This window comes from Bradyrhizobium sp. SPXBL-04 (assembly GCF_051853035.1).
Classification (GTDB): Bacteria; Pseudomonadota; Alphaproteobacteria; order Rhizobiales; family Xanthobacteraceae; genus Bradyrhizobium; species Bradyrhizobium zhanjiangense.
The window spans coordinates 5,036,867-5,053,548 of record NZ_CP182472.1 but is presented as its reverse complement, the minus strand read 5'-3'; the positions used below and the strand labels follow the sequence as shown (position 1 = coordinate 5,053,548).

Annotated in this window: 19 protein-coding genes; 14 read left to right on the top strand and 5 right to left on the bottom strand. The window is 63.4% G+C overall.

What is annotated here, in order from left to right; all coding sequences use genetic code 11:
- Position 1: 1 nt before the first annotated feature.
- The 3 genes from ACNJX8_RS24065 to ACNJX8_RS24055 form a co-directional block, all read right to left on the bottom strand.
- Positions 2–784: a sulfite exporter TauE/SafE family protein gene (locus ACNJX8_RS24065; protein ID WP_439356995.1), complete on the bottom strand. Its 783-nt coding sequence runs from the start codon at positions 782–784 to the stop codon at positions 2–4.
- Between the two features lie 3 nt (positions 785–787).
- Complete coding sequence (locus ACNJX8_RS24060) at positions 788–1,420, bottom strand: TetR/AcrR family transcriptional regulator (RefSeq protein WP_439356993.1); 633 nt, start codon at positions 1,418–1,420, stop codon at positions 788–790.
- A 213-nt stretch (positions 1,421–1,633) separates the two neighbouring features.
- Entirely contained in the window at positions 1,634–2,005 is a 372-nt protein-coding gene (locus tag ACNJX8_RS24055) for a tRNA-binding protein (RefSeq protein ID WP_091894975.1), read from the bottom strand.
- 102 nt (positions 2,006–2,107) lie between these two features.
- Here ACNJX8_RS24055 and ACNJX8_RS24050 point away from each other — a divergent pair, with 102 nt between their 5' ends.
- On the top strand, positions 2,108–2,482 hold the full coding sequence (locus ACNJX8_RS24050) for an ArsC family reductase (RefSeq protein ID WP_249761190.1): 375 nt from the start codon (positions 2,108–2,110) through the stop codon (positions 2,480–2,482).
- Here ACNJX8_RS24050 and ACNJX8_RS24045 read toward each other — a convergent pair.
- Positions 2,479–3,126, bottom strand: coding sequence for a hypothetical protein (locus tag ACNJX8_RS24045; protein WP_439356992.1), 648 nt, complete (start codon positions 3,124–3,126; stop codon positions 2,479–2,481). The genes ACNJX8_RS24050 and ACNJX8_RS24045 overlap by 4 nt on opposite strands.
- 352 nt (positions 3,127–3,478) lie before the next feature.
- On the opposite strand from ACNJX8_RS24045, the gene ACNJX8_RS24040 reads away from it, so the two are divergent.
- The 7 genes from ACNJX8_RS24040 to ACNJX8_RS24010 all read left to right on the top strand — a co-directional run bounded on the left by ACNJX8_RS24040 (position 3,479) and on the right by ACNJX8_RS24010 (position 10,023).
- Entirely contained in the window at positions 3,479–4,234 is a 756-nt protein-coding gene (locus ACNJX8_RS24040) for an ABC transporter ATP-binding protein (protein WP_008551999.1), read from the top strand.
- Positions 4,227–4,973: an ABC transporter ATP-binding protein gene (locus tag ACNJX8_RS24035; RefSeq protein ID WP_091894981.1), complete on the top strand. Its 747-nt coding sequence runs from the start codon at positions 4,227–4,229 to the stop codon at positions 4,971–4,973. Before ACNJX8_RS24040 ends, ACNJX8_RS24035 begins: the two co-directional genes overlap by 8 nt.
- 50 nt (positions 4,974–5,023) lie before the next feature.
- Positions 5,024–6,247, top strand: a complete 1,224-nt coding sequence (locus tag ACNJX8_RS24030) for an ABC transporter substrate-binding protein (RefSeq protein WP_091894983.1) — start codon at positions 5,024–5,026, stop codon at positions 6,245–6,247.
- Positions 6,248–6,311: 64 nt separating this feature from the next.
- Entirely contained in the window at positions 6,312–7,175 is an 864-nt protein-coding gene (locus ACNJX8_RS24025; RefSeq protein WP_025035788.1) for a branched-chain amino acid ABC transporter permease, read from the top strand.
- 1 nt (position 7,176) lies between these two features.
- Positions 7,177–8,145 carry a branched-chain amino acid ABC transporter permease gene (locus ACNJX8_RS24020; RefSeq protein WP_128934310.1) on the top strand — a complete coding sequence of 323 codons (969 nt, stop codon included), beginning with the start codon at positions 7,177–7,179 and terminating at the stop codon, positions 8,143–8,145.
- Positions 8,146–8,301: 156 nt separating this feature from the next.
- The gene (locus ACNJX8_RS24015) at positions 8,302–8,946 is read left to right on the top strand and encodes a DUF47 domain-containing protein (RefSeq protein ID WP_091894987.1); all 645 of its coding nucleotides are present in this window, start codon (positions 8,302–8,304) and stop codon (positions 8,944–8,946) included.
- Positions 8,947–9,018: 72 nt separating this feature from the next.
- Positions 9,019–10,023 carry an inorganic phosphate transporter gene (locus ACNJX8_RS24010; RefSeq protein WP_128942515.1) on the top strand — a complete coding sequence of 335 codons (1,005 nt, stop codon included), beginning with the start codon at positions 9,019–9,021 and terminating at the stop codon, positions 10,021–10,023.
- Here ACNJX8_RS24010 and sugE read toward each other — a convergent pair.
- Positions 10,016–10,330: a quaternary ammonium compound efflux SMR transporter SugE gene (gene sugE, locus ACNJX8_RS24005; RefSeq protein ID WP_439356988.1), complete on the bottom strand. Its 315-nt coding sequence runs from the start codon at positions 10,328–10,330 to the stop codon at positions 10,016–10,018. The genes ACNJX8_RS24010 and sugE overlap by 8 nt on opposite strands.
- A gap of 158 nt (positions 10,331–10,488) precedes the next feature.
- Between sugE and ACNJX8_RS24000 the strand changes: the two genes are divergently transcribed.
- From ACNJX8_RS24000 to ACNJX8_RS23975, 6 genes are all read left to right on the top strand, one after another.
- A complete protein-coding gene (locus ACNJX8_RS24000; RefSeq protein WP_128934307.1) occupies positions 10,489–12,111 on the top strand; it encodes a peptide chain release factor 3 in 1,623 nt (540 codons plus the stop codon).
- 274 nt (positions 12,112–12,385) lie between these two features.
- Positions 12,386–12,964, top strand: coding sequence for a hypothetical protein (locus tag ACNJX8_RS23995; RefSeq protein WP_439356986.1), 579 nt, complete (start codon positions 12,386–12,388; stop codon positions 12,962–12,964).
- A 69-nt stretch (positions 12,965–13,033) separates the two neighbouring features.
- Positions 13,034–13,618, top strand: coding sequence for an NnrU family protein (locus ACNJX8_RS23990; protein WP_091894996.1), 585 nt, complete (start codon positions 13,034–13,036; stop codon positions 13,616–13,618).
- Between the two features lie 72 nt (positions 13,619–13,690).
- Entirely contained in the window at positions 13,691–15,283 is a 1,593-nt protein-coding gene (locus ACNJX8_RS23985; protein ID WP_439356984.1) for a class I adenylate-forming enzyme family protein, read from the top strand.
- A 165-nt stretch (positions 15,284–15,448) separates the two neighbouring features.
- Positions 15,449–16,102, top strand: a complete 654-nt coding sequence (locus ACNJX8_RS23980) for a tetratricopeptide repeat protein (RefSeq protein WP_128946734.1) — start codon at positions 15,449–15,451, stop codon at positions 16,100–16,102.
- A 31-nt stretch (positions 16,103–16,133) separates the two neighbouring features.
- A complete protein-coding gene (locus tag ACNJX8_RS23975; protein ID WP_128934302.1) occupies positions 16,134–16,682 on the top strand; it encodes a hypothetical protein in 549 nt (182 codons plus the stop codon).

The following is a 16,682-nucleotide window of genomic DNA, read 5'->3' as shown; positions in this document are numbered from 1 at the left end:
GCTAGAACAGAGCCTTGTAGCTCATGTAGAGCGCCATCAATGCGACGAAGCCGATCATCATCCGGCGCAGCATCGATTTGCTGACGCCATTGGCCGCGCGTGCGCCGAGATCGGTGCCGATCCAAAGTCCGGCCAAAATACCGATGATGGCGGGCCAGCCGACCATCAAGCCCTTGCTCCAGTAGATCCAGGCCGGAGGGACGGTGGTCGGGATGACCGAGAAGATGAGGCTGATGAGTTGCGCCTGATGCTGCGGGAGGCGAAGACTCGCAGCGAGGCCGACGGTGATCGCGAGGCCACCGCCGATTCCCATGAAGCCGGACGAAAATCCGGCAAGCATGCCGATCAGGAGCAGGGGTAGCCAGGGCAGATCATTGCGGTCGCCGGCCTCATTGCTCCCGTCCTTACGCTCGCGGCGCAGGATCAGCAGAGCGATCAGCGCGACGAGGTAGACGACGTAAGTCCATTGTAGGACCGAGTCGGAGACCGCGGCCGCGGCGTAACCGCCGCCGGCGCCACCGATGAGGAATCCGAGGCCGATCCAGCCGATCCATGGCAACCGGCTGCGCTTGCCGCTCTGCCAGTAGCGGCGCACGCCCGCAAGGCCCGTCGGAGGCACCTGCGCGATCAGCGATGTGCCCTGCGCGACGTGCTGCTCGGCGCCGAGCAGCAGGACGGAGAAGATCACGAGGCCGCCACCCGGGCTCACGCCCATGAAGCCCGATGTCAGCCCGCCCACGAGGCCGACACCGGCGCCAGCGAGGAGGTCGTGAATCCAGGACATCGCTCACGCCCTGGTTCGTCGCTTCATGTCAGACTTGGTGGCGCGAAAGCCCTCGATCACACCGGCCACGGCTGCCATGCAGGCCTCGACGTCAACATCCTCGCCCCAGCACTTTTGCAGCACAAATCCCTGGAAGATCGCGATCAGCACGCGCGCGATCGCGTCCGCACTGAGGTCGCGCTTGATGAGGCCGGCATGCTGGCCACGCTCGATGAGCGCGACGATCAGCGCGCGAGGCATGTCGATGCCCTCGACGACGCTGGTACGGACGCGGCGGTTACGCAGGGCCTCGGCCCAGCCATGGATGCCGACGCGACGCCGCGCTTCGCCGGCGGGATCGGTGAGCCATTGCGCATAGACGCGGACCAGCGCGTGAAGTCCTTCGATCGGATCGCCCGATCCTTGCGCGACCGAGTTGAGCACGTTTTCGCGGCGGTGCCGGTCATCGGCGAGCGCTTCGATCAGATCGTCCTTACTCTGGAAGTAGAGATAGACCGCGCCATGGCTCAGTCCGGATCGCTCGACGATGTCGGCCATGCCGGTCTGGTGAAAACCGTCTTCAGCGAAGCAAGCGAGGGCAGCTTCGAGGATCTGCTGGCGCCGGCCTTCGCGTTGCTTGTCGCTGATCTTGGGCATTTGGTGGTCTCAAATAACTGACCGATCGATCCTTTTAGCCATCGGTAGGGCAGAGCCTGTCCTAAGCCGATAAATATAAAAAATGACTAGTCAGTCATTTTTAATGCTAGAAGGAATTTCGGTCAAGTCCGGACCTCCCGATGCCGTAAAAAAGCGGATTGAGCGTTGCGGGACGCCGATGGAGGCGGCGGCCCGGCTCTCGATCGTGTGCCGCTAGAACAGCCGTCCGCCGTTCGGCACGGGCTTGCTTGGCTGCACCAGCACAACCTTGCCGGCAGCATCGGGGAAACCGAGCGTCAGCACCTCGGATACGACCGGGCCGATCTGGCGCGGCGGGAAATTGACGACGGCCGCGACCTGCAGCCCGACCAACGACTCGAGCGGATGATTTTCGGTGATCTGTGCCGAGCTCTTGCGGACGCCGATCGCAGGACCGAAGTCGATCCATAGCCGCCAGGCTGGCTTGCGCGCCTCCGGGAACGGCTTGGCATCGACGATGGTGCCGACGCGGATATCGACCGCGAGGAAGCTGTTGAAGTCGATGGTCGGCGAGGCGGCGGCCGCGGGATCGTGGGTGACGTGCATGGTGTATCCGTTCGGGGAGTGGCGTCGTTCGGAATATTGTCGCGCGAACCGGAGTTTCGTACAACGCGGCGGTCACGATACGACGCATGCGCGAGGAACGACTTGCCCAACATCATCTACGGTATCAAGAACTGCGACACCATGAAAAAGGCGCGCACTTGGCTCGACAGCCATGGCGTGCCTTACGCGTTTCACGACTACAAGACGGCGGGAGTCGAGAAGGACAAGCTCAAGCAGTGGAGCGACAAGGTCGGCTGGGAGACGTTGCTCAATCGCGCCGGCACGACCTTCAAGAAGCTCTCCGATTCCGACAAGGAAGGCCTTGGTGAGAAGAAGGCGCTGGCGTTGATGCTAGCGCAACCATCGATGATCAAGCGGCCGGTGCTGGAAATCGGCGGCAAGCTGCTGGTCGGCTTCAAGCCGGAGATCTATGCAAAGGAAGTCGGGGCCAAGAACGTTGGAGCCAAGGCGCGTTAGTTCAGCTCGATGATCTCGGCGGTGACGCTTGGGCTGGATTGGTCGGCGAGCTCGACCACATCGGCCGCCGCGATGCGGCCGGGGGCGCGATGAAAGAGGTCGCGGTCGATCACGGCGCGCAGCCTCGGACGTGGCGGCGCGTCATTTCCGCGCATCAGATTCTTGATCTCGAAGCCGCCGTCCTCGCAGAAGGTCTTCACCGACGCGATGACGTGGCTGACCTTGTCCTCGGTCAGGAACGGCAGCAGCAGCCGTTCATAGGCGACGATGCGACCGTAGATGTCATCGATGTCGGCAACGCTATAGATCGGAAGCGCGCGCGCAACGCATTCGTGATAGATCGGCATCACGAAGGGCGCGAGCCGCGGTCCGACATAGTCGTGCAGCAGGGTGCCCTTGCCGGCATTTCCATAAGCGCGCGAGATGCGCGTGCCTTCGCTCTGGATGGTCAGGTGCGGCGTCGGCGTCGAATTGTCCACCGTGTAATAGATGAGATCGGACAGCTCTTCCTCGAGTCGCGCAGGCTGGTACTCCCAGATCGCCGGTGCGACCTGCTGGCGCGCATAAAGTCGCAGCCACGTGTTCAGGAGATCACGCTGCCTGATCGACTTGACGACGGAGGGCGCGGCGCTTGCGAAATCCAAAACAATATTCCCGGCATGTCAAAACCCGCACATGATCCTCGCCGCGGGAAAATTTTCTATGAAGGCTGGCGCGGGAGACGAAAGACCGTTAACGACGGCTTGATGACCGGTGCTTCGCGAACCGGGAGGCCGGGCAGGCACGACATCAAAACATCTCCGACTAAGGGAGCATTTGTATCCCAGCCGGAGGCCTGATCTGCTCAGCTTTCCGCCTTGCCTAACCCCCGTCACCTCCGGCATATTCCGCGCCCGGAGGCGGCGTTCCGGATGGGCTGCAAGGCCTCCGGAAAGCCGAAGTCAACAAGGACAGCCACGCGCGGCCAGCGCGTCGCGCGGGGAGGGGGAAATCTGTTTGGCCGATGAGTTCATTCTCGAAACGGAAGGCTTGACCAAGGAGTTCGCGGGCTTCTTCGCCGTCCGCGACGTTGCGCTCAAGGTTCGCCGTGGGAGCATTCATGCGTTGATCGGGCCGAACGGCGCCGGCAAGACGACGTGCTTCAATCTATTGACCAAGTTCCTTAAACCGTCTGCCGGAAAGATCCTGTACAAGGGGCAGGACATCACTGCGATGGCCCCGGCGGACGTGGCCCGTATGGGCCTGGTTCGCTCCTTCCAGATTTCGGCCGTGTTTCCGCATCTCACGGCGCTGGAGAACGTCCGCGTCGCACTTCAGCGCCAGCACGGCTCTTCGTTCGACTTCTGGCGTTCCAAGTCCGTGCTCAACCGCTTCAACGATCGCGCGCGCGAACTGTTGAACGATGTCGGCCTCAGCGAGTTTGCCAATACGCCTGCGGTCGAGATGCCCTACGGGCGCAAGCGCGCACTGGAGATCGCAACCACGCTCGCGCTCGACCCCGAGATGATGCTGCTGGACGAGCCGATGGCCGGCATGGGTCACGAGGACATCGACAAGATCGCGGCGCTGATCAAGCGCATTTCCGCGAAATATACCATTCTGATGGTCGAGCATAATTTGAGCGTCGTGGCCAATCTCTCCGACATCATCACCGTGCTGACGCGCGGGCAGGTGCTCGCGCAAGGCCATTACTCCGAGCTCACCAAGGACGAACGCGTCAAGGAAGCCTATCTGGGAGCCGGTCATGCCTGACACTGCGATCGCCCAGGCCCCCGCAAAGGCTGCGACCGGCGGAAACATCCTTCAAGTCCGCAACCTCGAAGCCTGGTACGGCGAGTCTCACATCCTGCACGGGATCAACTTCGACGTGAACGCGGGTGAGGTCGTCACCTTGCTCGGGCGCAACGGCGCCGGCAAGACGACCACGTTGAAGTCGATCATGGGCATCATCGGCAAGCGCTCGGGCTCGGTGAAGTTCAACAATCAGGACATCATCCGCGCGACCTCCGACAAGATCGCGCGCATGGGCATCGCGTTCTGCCCCGAGGAGCGGGGCATATTCTCCAGCCTCGACGTGCGGGAGAATCTGATGTTGCCGCCGGTCGTCCGCGAAGGCGGGCTGCCGCTCGATCAGATCTTCGACCTGTTCCCGAACCTGAAGGAGCGGCTCAACAGCCAGGGCACCAAGCTGTCGGGCGGCGAGCAGCAGATGCTCGCGATCGCGCGCATCCTGCGCACCGGCGCGAGCTTCCTGATGCTGGACGAGCCGACCGAGGGCCTCGCGCCCGTCATCATCCAGCAGATCGGCCACACCATTGCGCGGCTCAAGAAGGAGGGCTTCACGATCCTCCTGGTCGAGCAGAACTTCCGCTTCGCATCCACCGTCGCCGACCGCTACTACGTGGTCGAGCACGGCAAGATCATTGACGGTTTTTCCAACGCCGAGCTTGCCGCCAACATGGACAAGCTCCACACCTATCTCGGCGTCTAGAACTGCCAAACAAGTTAGAACCAACGAGAATATTTAGAGAGGGAAGCCGCATGAACACCCGGTCAATCGCTTCATTTCTACTCGGCACCGCGCTGGCGCTTGCAGCGACAAGCGGCGCGATGGCGCAGGACAAGACCATCAAGATCGGCGTGCTCACCGACAACTCCGGGCTCTACGCCGACCTTGGAGGTCCCGGCTCGACGCTGGCCGCGCAGATGGCGATCGAGGATTCCGGGCTTGCAGCCAAGGGTTGGAAGGTCGATCTCATCTCCGCCGACCATCAGAACAAGCCCGACATCGGCACCGCGATCGCGCGGCAGTGGATCGATGTCGAGAAGGTCGACGTCTTCATGGACGTGCTGAACTCCGGCGTGGCGCTGGCGGTGAACAATGTCGTCAGGGAAAAGAATTCGATTCTGATCGACACGGGTGCGGCGACGTCCGATCTGACAAACGCGCAATGTTCGCCGAACACGATCCACTGGGTCTACGACACCTACATGCTGGCCAACAGCACGGGACAGGCGCTGGTGAAGGCTGGCGGCGACACATGGTACTTTCTGACCGCCGACTACGCCTTTGGTCACGCGCTCGAGCGCGACACCGCCGCAGTCGTGGTCAAATCAGGCGGCAAGGTGATCGGGAGCGTCAAGCATCCGCTCAATACCGCGGACTTCTCCTCGTTCCTCCTGCAGGCGCAGGCGTCGAAAGCCAAGATCATCGGCATGGCGAACGCCGGTGGTGACACCACCAACACGATCAAGCAGGCGGCGGAATTCGGCATCGTCGCAGGTGGCCAGAAGCTCGCCGGGCTTCTGCTGTTCATCACCGACGTCCATGCGCTCGGATTGAAAGTGGCGCAGGGGCTGAACTTCACCGAAACCTTCTATTGGGATTTGAACGACGGCACCCGGGCCTTCTCCAAGCGTTTCTCCGAAAAGATGAAGAACAAGGCGATGCCTTCGATGGTGCAGGCCGGCGTCTACTCGGGCCTGATCCATTATTTCAAGACGCTGGAAGCGTTGGGTGGCAATCCGCACGATGGCGCCAAGGTGGTCGCCAAGATGAAGGAAATGCCGACGGACGATCCACTGTTCGGCAAGGGCACGATCCGCGCGGACGGCCGCAAGCTCCATCCCGCCTATCTGTTCGAGGTCAAGAAGCCCGAGGAATCCAAGGGGCCGTGGGACTACTACAAGCTGATCGGCACGACGGCGGCAGACCAGGCTTTCAGGCCGCTCTCGGAAAGCGCCTGTCCGCTGGTGAAGAAGTAGTACCGACAGCGTCCGCTGGCGGGCACCGTCGTCAACAAAACGGGACTGGGTACGAGATCGATCGATGCAGGCTCTATACGCTCAGCTACTGGTGGGACTGATCAACGGCTCGTTCTACGCGCTGCTCAGTCTCGGGCTTGCCGTGATCTTCGGCATGCTCAACATCATCAATTTCGCCCATGGCGCGCTCTACATGATGGGCGCGTTCGTCGCCTATTTCCTGTTGAACCTCGGCGGCATCAACTATTGGTGGGCGTTGCTGCTGGCGCCCATCATCGTCGGCATCTTCGGCATGATCCTGGAGCGGACCATGCTGCAATGGCTGACCGGGCTCGATCATCTCTACGGCCTGCTCCTGACCTTCGGCATCGCGCTGATCGTGCAGGGCGTGTTCCAGAACTACTTTGGCTCCTCCGGTCTGCCTTATGCCATTCCGGACCAGCTCAGGGGCGGCATGAATCTCGGCTTCATGTTCTTACCGGTCTATCGCGGCTGGGTCGTCGTGTTCTCGCTGGCGGTGTGCCTTGCGACCTGGTTCCTGATCGAGAAGACCCAGCTCGGCGCTTACCTGCGCGCCGCCACTGAAAACCCGACGCTGGTGCGCGCCTTCGGCATCAACGTGCCGCGCATGATCACGTTGACTTACGGTCTCGGTGTCGGCCTTGCCGCGCTCGCCGGCGTGCTCTCGGCGCCGATCAATCAGGTGCGGCCGCTGATGGGCGCCGACCTCATCATCGTCGTGTTCGCGGTGGTCGTGATCGGCGGCATGGGATCGATCATGGGCTCCATCATCACCGGCTTTGCGCTCGGCGTGATCGAGGGCCTGACCAAGTATTTCTACCCCGAGGCCTCCAACACCGTCGTGTTCGTGCTGATGGTGCTGGTGCTCTTGGTGAAGCCAACGGGATTGACGGGAAGGGCAGCCTGACATGACGACCCTGACGGACGACACGCTGCCGACAACCCCTCGCGCCATGCGCGACGAGATGCTCGTCTTCGTGGTGATGGCCCTGCTGTTGGCGGCGGTGCCGTTCACGGGAGTCTATCCGTTCTTCGTGATGCAGGCGCTGTGCTTTGCGCTGCTCGCCTGCGCCTTCAATCTGCTGGTCGGCTATGGCGGGCTGCTGTCGTTCGGCCACGCCATGTTCCTGGGAACCGCGGGCTATTGCAGTGCGCATGCGCTGAAGGTCTGGGCGCTCCCGCCCGAGCTCGGCATCCTCGTCGGCGTCGCCGCGGCGTTCGTGCTGTCGATCGTGACGGGCTACATCTCGATCCGCCGCCAGGGCATCTATTTCTCGATGATCACCCTGGCGCTGTCGCAGCTCCTGTACTTCATCTACCTCCAGGCGCCGTTCACGCACGGCGAGGACGGCATCCAGGGCATTCCGCAAGGGCACATGTTCGGCGTGTTCGATCTGTCCAAGCCGACGGTGCTTTATTACGTCGTGCTGGTCGGCTTCCTCGCAGGCTTCCTCTTGATCTTCCGCATCATCAACTCGCCGTTCGGCGAGGTGTTGAAGTCGATCCGCGAGAACGAGCAGCGGGCGATCTCGCTCGGCTACCGAACCGACCAATACAAGTTCCTGGCCTTCATCCTGTCGGGCACGCTGGCCGGCTTTGCCGGGGCGCTGAAAGTGTTCGTGGCGCAGAACGCCTCGCTCACCGACGTGCACTGGTCGATGTCGGGCGAAGTCGTGCTGATGACGCTGGTCGGCGGTCTCGGAACCATTTTCGGTCCCGTGATCGGCGCCTTCGTGATCATCGCCATGCAGCAATATCTGGCGGGCTTCGGCCAGTGGGTGACGGTGATCCAGGGTGGAATCTTCGTGATCTGCGTGCTCACCTTCCGCCGCGGCGTCATCGGTGAAATCGCGCATTACTTCCGGCGATCGCTCTAAGTAGCTGATTTTAAATAGGTTTGTCGGTCGCTTGAAAGCGGTGGATGACCCGGCTCCGCGGGCGCGAGATGACACGCGCGTGGATCGAAAATGGTCTATGACAGTTTCATGACGGCCCTTCCGGGCCGGGCCATTTCCAACCGGTAGCCTGTCCCCATGATGCGATGGTTTCGTGCTTTCCTGCCCAAGGAAGAACGGTTCTTCGACCTGTTCGACCGTCATGCCCAGACCGTGATCCAGGGCTCGATCGCGCTCCAGGGCATGCTCAACGGGGGCGAGGAGACGCCGGTCTATTGCCAGCGCGTCAATCAGTTCGAGAACGACGCCGACAACATCACCCGCGAGGTGCTGACGGCAGTGCGCCGCACCTTCATTACCCCGTTCGACCGCGGCGACATCAAGAACCTGATCACCTCGATGGACGACGCCATCGACCAGATGCAGCAAACGGCGAAGGCCGTCATGCTGTTCGAGGTCCGCGCCTTCGAGCCGCCGATGCGCGAGATCGGCGGGCTTCTGATCGAATGCGCCAATCTGGTGGGACGCGCGCTGCCGCTGATGCAGTCGATCGGCCCGAACGTCGCCATGCTGAGCGCGATCACGGAGGAACTGGGCAAGCTGGAGGGCCGCGTCGACGACCTCCACGACATCGGCCTGAAGGAGCTGTTCCTCAAGCATCGCAACGGCAACGCGATGGACTTCATCGTCGGTGTCGAGATCTACGACCATCTCGAAAAGGTTGCCGACCGCTTTGATGACGTCGCCAACGAGATCAACAGCATCGTCATCGAGCAAGTGTAGCGCATGATGCGGAAAAGTGTGCAGCGGTTTTCCGCTCAAATCATGCGTAAGCTTTAAGGCAGGGGCCGCGCCGTGGATGCTGCGTTGGGTTTTCCCGTTCTGGTCGGCTTGATTGCCGTCGCGCTGCTGTTCGATTTCCTGAACGGCCTGCATGACGCCGCCAATTCGATTGCGACCATCGTCTCGACCCGCGTGCTGCGGCCCCAATTCGCGGTGTTCTGGGCCGCATTCTTCAATTTCGTCGCCTTCATGGTGTTCGGGCTGCACGTCGCCCAGACCATCGGCACCGGCATCATCGATCCCTCGATCGTCGACGCCCAGGTGATCTTCGCGGCCTTGGTCGGGGCCATCGTCTGGAACATCGTGACCTGGGCGCTCGGCATCCCGTCCTCGTCGTCGCATGCGCTGATCGGCGGCCTCGTCGGTGGCGGCATGGCCAAGGCGGGCATTTCGGCGGCGGTGTGGAGCGGGTTGTCCAAGACGGTGCTGGCGATCGTGCTGTCGCCGCTGGTCGGCTTCCTGCTCGCGATGATGCTGGTGGCGATCGTGTCCTGGGCCTCGGTGCGCTCGACACCGTTCGCGGTCGACCGCGCCTTCCGCATCCTGCAATTCGCCTCTGCCTCGCTCTATTCGCTCGGCCATGGCGGCAATGATGCGCAGAAGACCATGGGTATCATCGCGGTGCTGCTCTATTCGCAGGGCCATCTCGGCAGCGAATTCTCCGTACCGTTCTGGGTGGTGCTGTCCTGCCAGGCCGCGATGGCACTGGGCACGCTGATGGGTGGCTGGCGCATCGTCCGCACCATGGGCCTGCGCATCACCAAATTGACTCCGATGCAGGGCTTTTGCGCCGAGACCGGCGGCGCTGCGACCCTGTTCATGGCGACCTTCCTCGGCGTTCCCGTCTCGACCACCCACACCATCACCGGCGCCATCGTCGGCGTCGGCGCAGCCCGCCGTGTCTCGGCGGTGCGCTGGAATGTCGCGAGCTCGATCGTCTATGCCTGGGTGATCACGATCCCGGCCGCGGCCCTCGTGGCCGCGCTGAGCTGGTGGGCGGTCCAGATAGTCAAGTAACGAGCTTCAATCCGATAATTCCGGCGATGATCAAGGCGATGCTGGCGAGCCGGAAAGCGGTCGCGGGCTCACCGAACAGGATGATGCCCAGCGTCGCGGTGCCGATCGCGCCGATTCCGGTCCAGACTGCGTAGGCGGTTCCGACGGGCAGTGATTTGAGAGCAACTCCGAGCAGGATGATGCTGCCGGCCATGGCCGCGAGTGTGACGACCGACGGAACAAGCTTGCTGAAGCCCTCGGTATATTTCAGGCCGATCGCCCAGGTGATCTCGAGAAGACCGGCGACGAACAAGATGCTCCAGGCCATGACGACCCTCCGGGCAAGGCAGGGTCGTCCCCGCAAGGCAATGACCTATGAAAGGGAGGGCCGTCCCTCCCAAACGGCGATATGGGGCTGGCCGAGGGGCTCCGCAATCACCAAATCAGGCTTGATAAGGCCCATTTTCCCTGCCAAACGCTCCCGCCATGTCCGACATCGCCACCACCGCAGCCGAATCGCCGGCCCGTTCCCCGCTTGCCGCTGAAGTGTCGCGGCGGCGGACCTTTGCGATCATCTCCCACCCCGACGCCGGCAAGACCACGCTGACCGAGAAGCTGCTGCTGTTCGGCGGCGCCATTAACCTCGCCGGCCAGGTCAAGGCCAAGGGCGAGCGGCGCAACACACGATCGGACTGGATGAAGATCGAGCGCGAGCGCGGCATCTCGGTCGTGACCTCGGTGATGACTTTCGAGTTCGAAGGCCTCGTCTTCAACCTGCTGGACACGCCGGGCCACGAGGACTTTTCGGAAGACACCTATCGCACGCTGACGGCGGTCGATTCCGCCGTGATGGTGATCGACGCCGCCAAGGGCATCGAGGCGCGGACCCGGAAGCTGTTCGAGGTGTGTCGTCTTCGGGATATCCCGATCATCACCTTCATCAACAAGATGGACCGCGAGAGCCGGGACGTCTTCGAGCTGCTCGACGAGATCGAGAAGACGCTGGCGCTCGACACCACGCCGATGACCTGGCCGGTCGGCCGCGGCCGCGACTTCCTCGGCACCTATGACGTCGTCAATGGCGGCGTGCGCCTGCTCGAAGGTGGCGGCGCCAAGACCGGCGCGGCGCAGCAGATCGAGATCGCCGAGCTCGCCAAGCTCAATGCGAATCTCGACGTATCAGTGGTGAAGGACGAGCTCGAGCTCGTCACCGAAGCGTCAAAACCGTTCGAGCTCGAAGCATTCCGCGAGGGTCATCTGACCCCGGTCTATTTCGGCAGCGCGCTGCGCAATTTCGGCGTCGGCGACCTGCTGGAAGGCCTCGGCAAGTTCGCGCCCGAGCCGCGCGCGCAGGACAGCGACCAGCGCAAGGTCGAGGCCACCGATCCGCGCATGAGCGCCTTCGTGTTCAAGATCCAGGCCAACATGGATCCGAACCATCGCGACCGCATCGCGTTTGCGCGGCTCTGCTCGGGCAAGCTCAGCCGCGGCATGAAGGCGAAGCTCGTGCGCACCGGCAAGAGCATGCCGCTGTCGAGCCCGCAATTCTTCTTCGCGCAGGATCGTTCGGTCGCAGATGAGGCCTTTGCCGGCGACGTGGTCGGCATTCCCAATCACGGCACGCTGCGCATCGGCGACACGCTGACCGAGGGCGAGGATTTCAACTTCGTCGGCGTGCCAAGCTTTGCGCCGGAAATCGTCCGCCGCGTTCGTCTCACCGACGCGATGAAGGCGAAGAAGCTGAAGGAAGCGCTTCAGCAGATGTCGGAGGAGGGTGTGGTCCAGGTGTTCCGTCCGCGCGACGGTGCGCCCGCGCTGGTCGGCGTCGTCGGCGCGCTCCAGCTCGACGTGCTGAAGGCCCGGCTTGAGGCGGAATATTCGCTGCCGGTCGAGTTCGAGGTCAGCGAGTTCCAGCTCGCGCGCTGGGTCTCCTCGGAGGATCGCAAGAAGCTCGACACCTTCATCGCCGCCAACACCTCGAGCATCGCCGACGATGTCGACGGCGATCCCGTGTATCTGGCGCGAAACGAGTTCTATCTCGGCTACACCAGGGAACGCGCCGAGGGCATCGAGTTCACCAACGTCAAGGACGTCAAGAAGAAGGGGTAGGGCGGCCGCGCGTAGCTCCCCCTCCGCTGCGCAGCCACCCAAGCCACACCCTCCGCTGTGCAGCCACACTCTCCGCTGTCATGCCCCGGCTTGACCGGGGCATCCAGTACGCCGCGGCCTCTCGATTCAGTCACATCTGTCTCGGAGTACTGGGTCGCCCGGTCAAGTCGGGCGACGACACCGCGCTTGAACGCGCGCATGTGAACACAAGGTAGGCTTGAAGCCGCTCCAAAATCTCCAACATGATTGCGGTCGCTCATCGCGGTGCTTATCAATGCTGCGCGCAATCTTGGTTCTGTTGCTGACCTTCTTGGCCGTGGGCGCCGCCGACGCGCGGCCCCGCCAGATCAACCCGATCCCGTTTTCGCACGAGCCGTGCAGCGTGCTCGACGGCCCGCCCTGTACGCCGTCCTATTGCAGCCCGCTCGAGCCCGGCCCCTGCATTCCCGAAATCGATTACCCCTACGGCCAGAACCTCCAGCTCACGATCGAGAGCGTGCCGTCCGAGCCGGACCGCGCCAAATACCGGAAACCCGATCACGATCTCGATACGATCGGCGATCTCTTTGCCGAGCTGCGCAGCTGTTGGTCGCCCCCCTCGGACAACGCGCGCGCCGGCATGCAGATGTCGGTGCGCTTCAGCTTCAACAAGGCGGGTGGCCTGATCGGCCCGCCGCGCCTCACATACGCGACCGCGGGCGTGCCGGCCGATACCCGCACGACCTATCTGAACGCCATCAATGCATCGCTGCAGGCATGCCTGCCGCTGAAATTCACTGGCGGACTCGGCGGCGCGCTGGCCGGACGGCCAATCGCGATCCGGTACGTCGACAATCGGCAGATCGGTAAGTAGGGCATAAGTTGCGAGCAGCGGCCAATCGATGATACCTCAGAGGCGGGGGCTGCTTTAGGGGAGGATGTCGTGGGTCTTGTGGTCATGATCCTGGGGCTGGTGCTGTTTTTTGCCGCCCATATTTTCACGACGAAACGAAAGGCACGCGCAGAGGCGATCGCACGACTAGGTGAGGGGACCTACAAGATCCTCTATTCGCTGGTTTCGCTCGCGGGGCTCGTGCTGATCATCTGGGGCTTTGCCCATTACCGCAGTTCCGGCTGGATCGACGTCTGGTATCCGCCGAAGGCGCTGAAGCACATCACGCTCGCCTTGATGCTGCCCGCCGTCATCCTGGTGGTCGCCTCGTACCTGCGCGGCCGCATCTATGCGACACTGAAGCATCCGATGCTGGCCGGCATCAAGCTGTGGGCAGCGGCGCATCTGCTCGCCAATGGCGACCTCGGCTCCATCATCCTGTTCGGCTCGTTCCTGGGTTGGGCGGTGTATGATCGCATCACGCTGAAGCATCGCACCGATGCCGGCGGCCCGCCGATCCCGGTCGGCGGCGTCACCAACGATTTGATCGCGATCGCAGTCGGTGTTGTCGCTTATCTTGCGCTGGCGTTTGCGTTCCACCCTGTCGTGATCGGTGTTCCCGTGATCGGCGTCTAGCCGGTCAGCACAAGACGACACCCGGTGTCCATGCGCGGAAGATAACAAGAGCAACAAGCCGAGGACTCTTCGATGGACTGGTCGCAATCTCAGATCCCGCCGATGCGGTTCGAGGCGCGCTTTGGCGATCGGGTGGTGCCGGCATTTTGCGATCGGCCATCGAGCCTGTGGGCGATGATTGCGGAAGCCTGCGCGCGCAATGGCGATGGTGAGGCGCTGATTTGCGGCGACGTCCGCCTGAGCTGGCGACAAGCCGTCGAGCAGGCCGCGCGGATTGCGTCAGGTCTTCGCAAGCTCGGCCTGCAACGCGGCGACCGCGTCGCGATTTTGCTTGGCAATCGCATCGAGTTTCCGCTGCTGCTGTTCGCCGCCGCACATGAGGGGCTAGTCACGGTGCTGCTCAGCACGCGCCAGCAGAAGCCGGAGATCGCCTATGTGCTCACGGATTGCGGCGCCAAGATCCTGATCCATGAGGCGGCGCTCGCCGAACGACTGCCCGATCCGGGCGATGTGCCCGATGTGATCCATCGCATCGCCATCGACGACGATCCGGCCCGGTCGCGCTTCTCCGCGCTCGCCGACAACGCGCCGGCGCCTGCGCCGGTCGAGGTCAATGAGGAGGACACCGCGATGATCCTCTACACCTCGGGCACGACGGGCAAGCCGAAGGGCGCGATGCTGGCCCATTGCAACATCGTCCATTCCTCGATGGTGTTCGTGTCCTGCCTGCAATTGACGGCGGCGGATCGCTCGATCGCCGCGGTGCCGCTCGGGCATGTCACCGGAATCGTCGCAAACATCACGACCATGATCCGCTGCGCCGGCGCGCTGATCATCATGCCGGAGTTCAAGGCCGCCGATTATCTCAAGCTCGCCGCGCGCGAGCGCGTCACCTACACTGTGATGGTGCCGGCGATGTACAATCTCTGCCTGCTGCAGCCGGATTTCGATGGCTATGACCTGTCGAGCTGGCGCATCGGCGGCTTTGGCGGCGCGCCGATGCCGGTCGCGACCATCGAGAAGCTCAAGGCGAAGATCCCCGGCCTGAAGCTGATGAACTGCTATGGCGCGACCGAGACGACATCGCCCTCGACCATCATGCCGGGCAAGCTGACGGAGAGCCATATCGACAGCGTCGGCCTGCCGTGCCCGGGCGCGCGCATCGTCGCGATGGGAGGGGATGGGCGCGAGCTGCCGCATGGCGAAATCGGCGAGCTCTGGATCCAGGGCGCCTCCGTGATCAAGGGCTATTGGAATAACCCGAAGGCTACGGCCGAGAGCTTCACTGGCGGCTTCTGGCACTCCGGCGACCTCGGCTCGGTCGACGCCGAGGGATTTGTCCGGGTGTTCGACCGGCAGAAGGACATGATCAATCGCGGCGGGCTGAAGATCTATTCGGCCGAGGTCGAATCTGTGCTGGCCGGCCATCCCGCCGTGATCGAGAGCGCGATCATCGCCAAGGCCTGCCCGGTCCTGGGCGAGCGCGTCCACGCCGTGGTGGTGACGCGCAGCCCGGTCGCCAGCGAGGCTCTGCGGGCCTGGTGCGCAGAGCGGCTGTCCGACTATAAGGTCCCCGAAACCATGGCGATCACCGCCGAGCCATTGCCGCGGAACGCCAATGGCAAGGTGCTGAAGCGGCAGTTGCGGGAGCTGCTCGGAAGCTGAGCCGGGCAGGCGGCTCCGGGCTGTCCCGGGTGGTTAACGCCTTGATCGGGCTCGCTTTGCCTTGCCACCGCCATATCGTTAGGGTACCTCGCGGCCACGAGGGGACGGGATTCCTGACGCGAACGCTTTGGCGCGCGTACCCGGATGGGCATGGGATTAGCATAAGTGTCTGAATTATTTGACGAAGTCGACGAGGAAGTACGTCGCGAACAGCTCAAGAAGCTGTGGGACAAGTATTCGATTTACTTGATCGCCCTGATGGTGCTGATCGTGGCCGCCGTCGGCGGCTGGCGCGGCTACCAATATCTCGAGTCCAAGAAGGCCGCCGAGGCCGGCGCGGCGTTCGAGAAGGCCGTCGAGCTGTCCGAGCAGGACAAGCACGCGGACGCCGAGAAGGCCTTCACCGAGCTCGCCGTCAAGGCTCCGTCCGGCTATCGGACCCTGGCCCGGCTGCGCGCTGCGGGCGAGGCCGCCAGCCGCGATCCCAAGGCCGCCGCGAAGATGTATGACGACATTGCCGCCGATCGCAGCGTCGGTGGCGAGTGGCAGGATCTGGCCAAGATCCGGGCCGCCGGCTTGCTGCTCGACAGCGCCAGCTACGCCGACATGCAGCAGCGGCTGGAAGCCTCCGCCGCGCCGAAATCGACCTTCCGCCACAGCGCCCGCGAGATGCTGGCGCTGTCGGCATGGCGCAACAACGACATGACCGCGGCTCGCAAATGGCTCGACGCGATTACCGAAGACGGCGAAACACCGCCCAGCCTGCGCTCGCGCGCCGAGGCGCTCCAGGCTCTGCTGCCGCCCGTCGCCAAAAGCTGACGACGGCCCTCTGACGCAAACGAGACACAAGATGCGCCGCACGCCACGTTTGATCGCAGCCACCGTCCTGATCGCCTTCACGGGCCTGTTGGGCGGCTGCTCCAGCGGCGGATTCGATCCGAGCGACATGCTCGACTTCCTCGACACCAAGAAGAAGCTGCCGGGTGATCGCAAGCCGGTGTTCCCCGAGGGCGTGCCGGGCCTTGAGCAGGGCGTGCCGAAGGAGATGTACAAGGGCGCGCAGCAGCAGCCGGACCCGAACGCACCTGCCGTCGCGGCTCTGCCTGCCGAGCCACCGCCCGAGCCGGCCAAGCCTGCGAAGGGGACCAAGGCGACGAAGTCCCGACAGCCAGCCGCCACGGCGGCCGCGCCCGCTACCGGCGAGGTCGATGGCGAGGCCCAGCCGGAGGCTGCACCGCCCACGGACGCTCCGCCGCCCAAGCACAAGATAGTCCGCAAGCGCACCACCGCGCCACCGCCGGATCAGCCTGTCCAGCAGGCGCAACCGACCCAGACCACGCAGCAGCAATCGCAAGGCGCTTTCCCTGCGCCACTGCCAAGCGGCAGCTTCTCGCGCTGA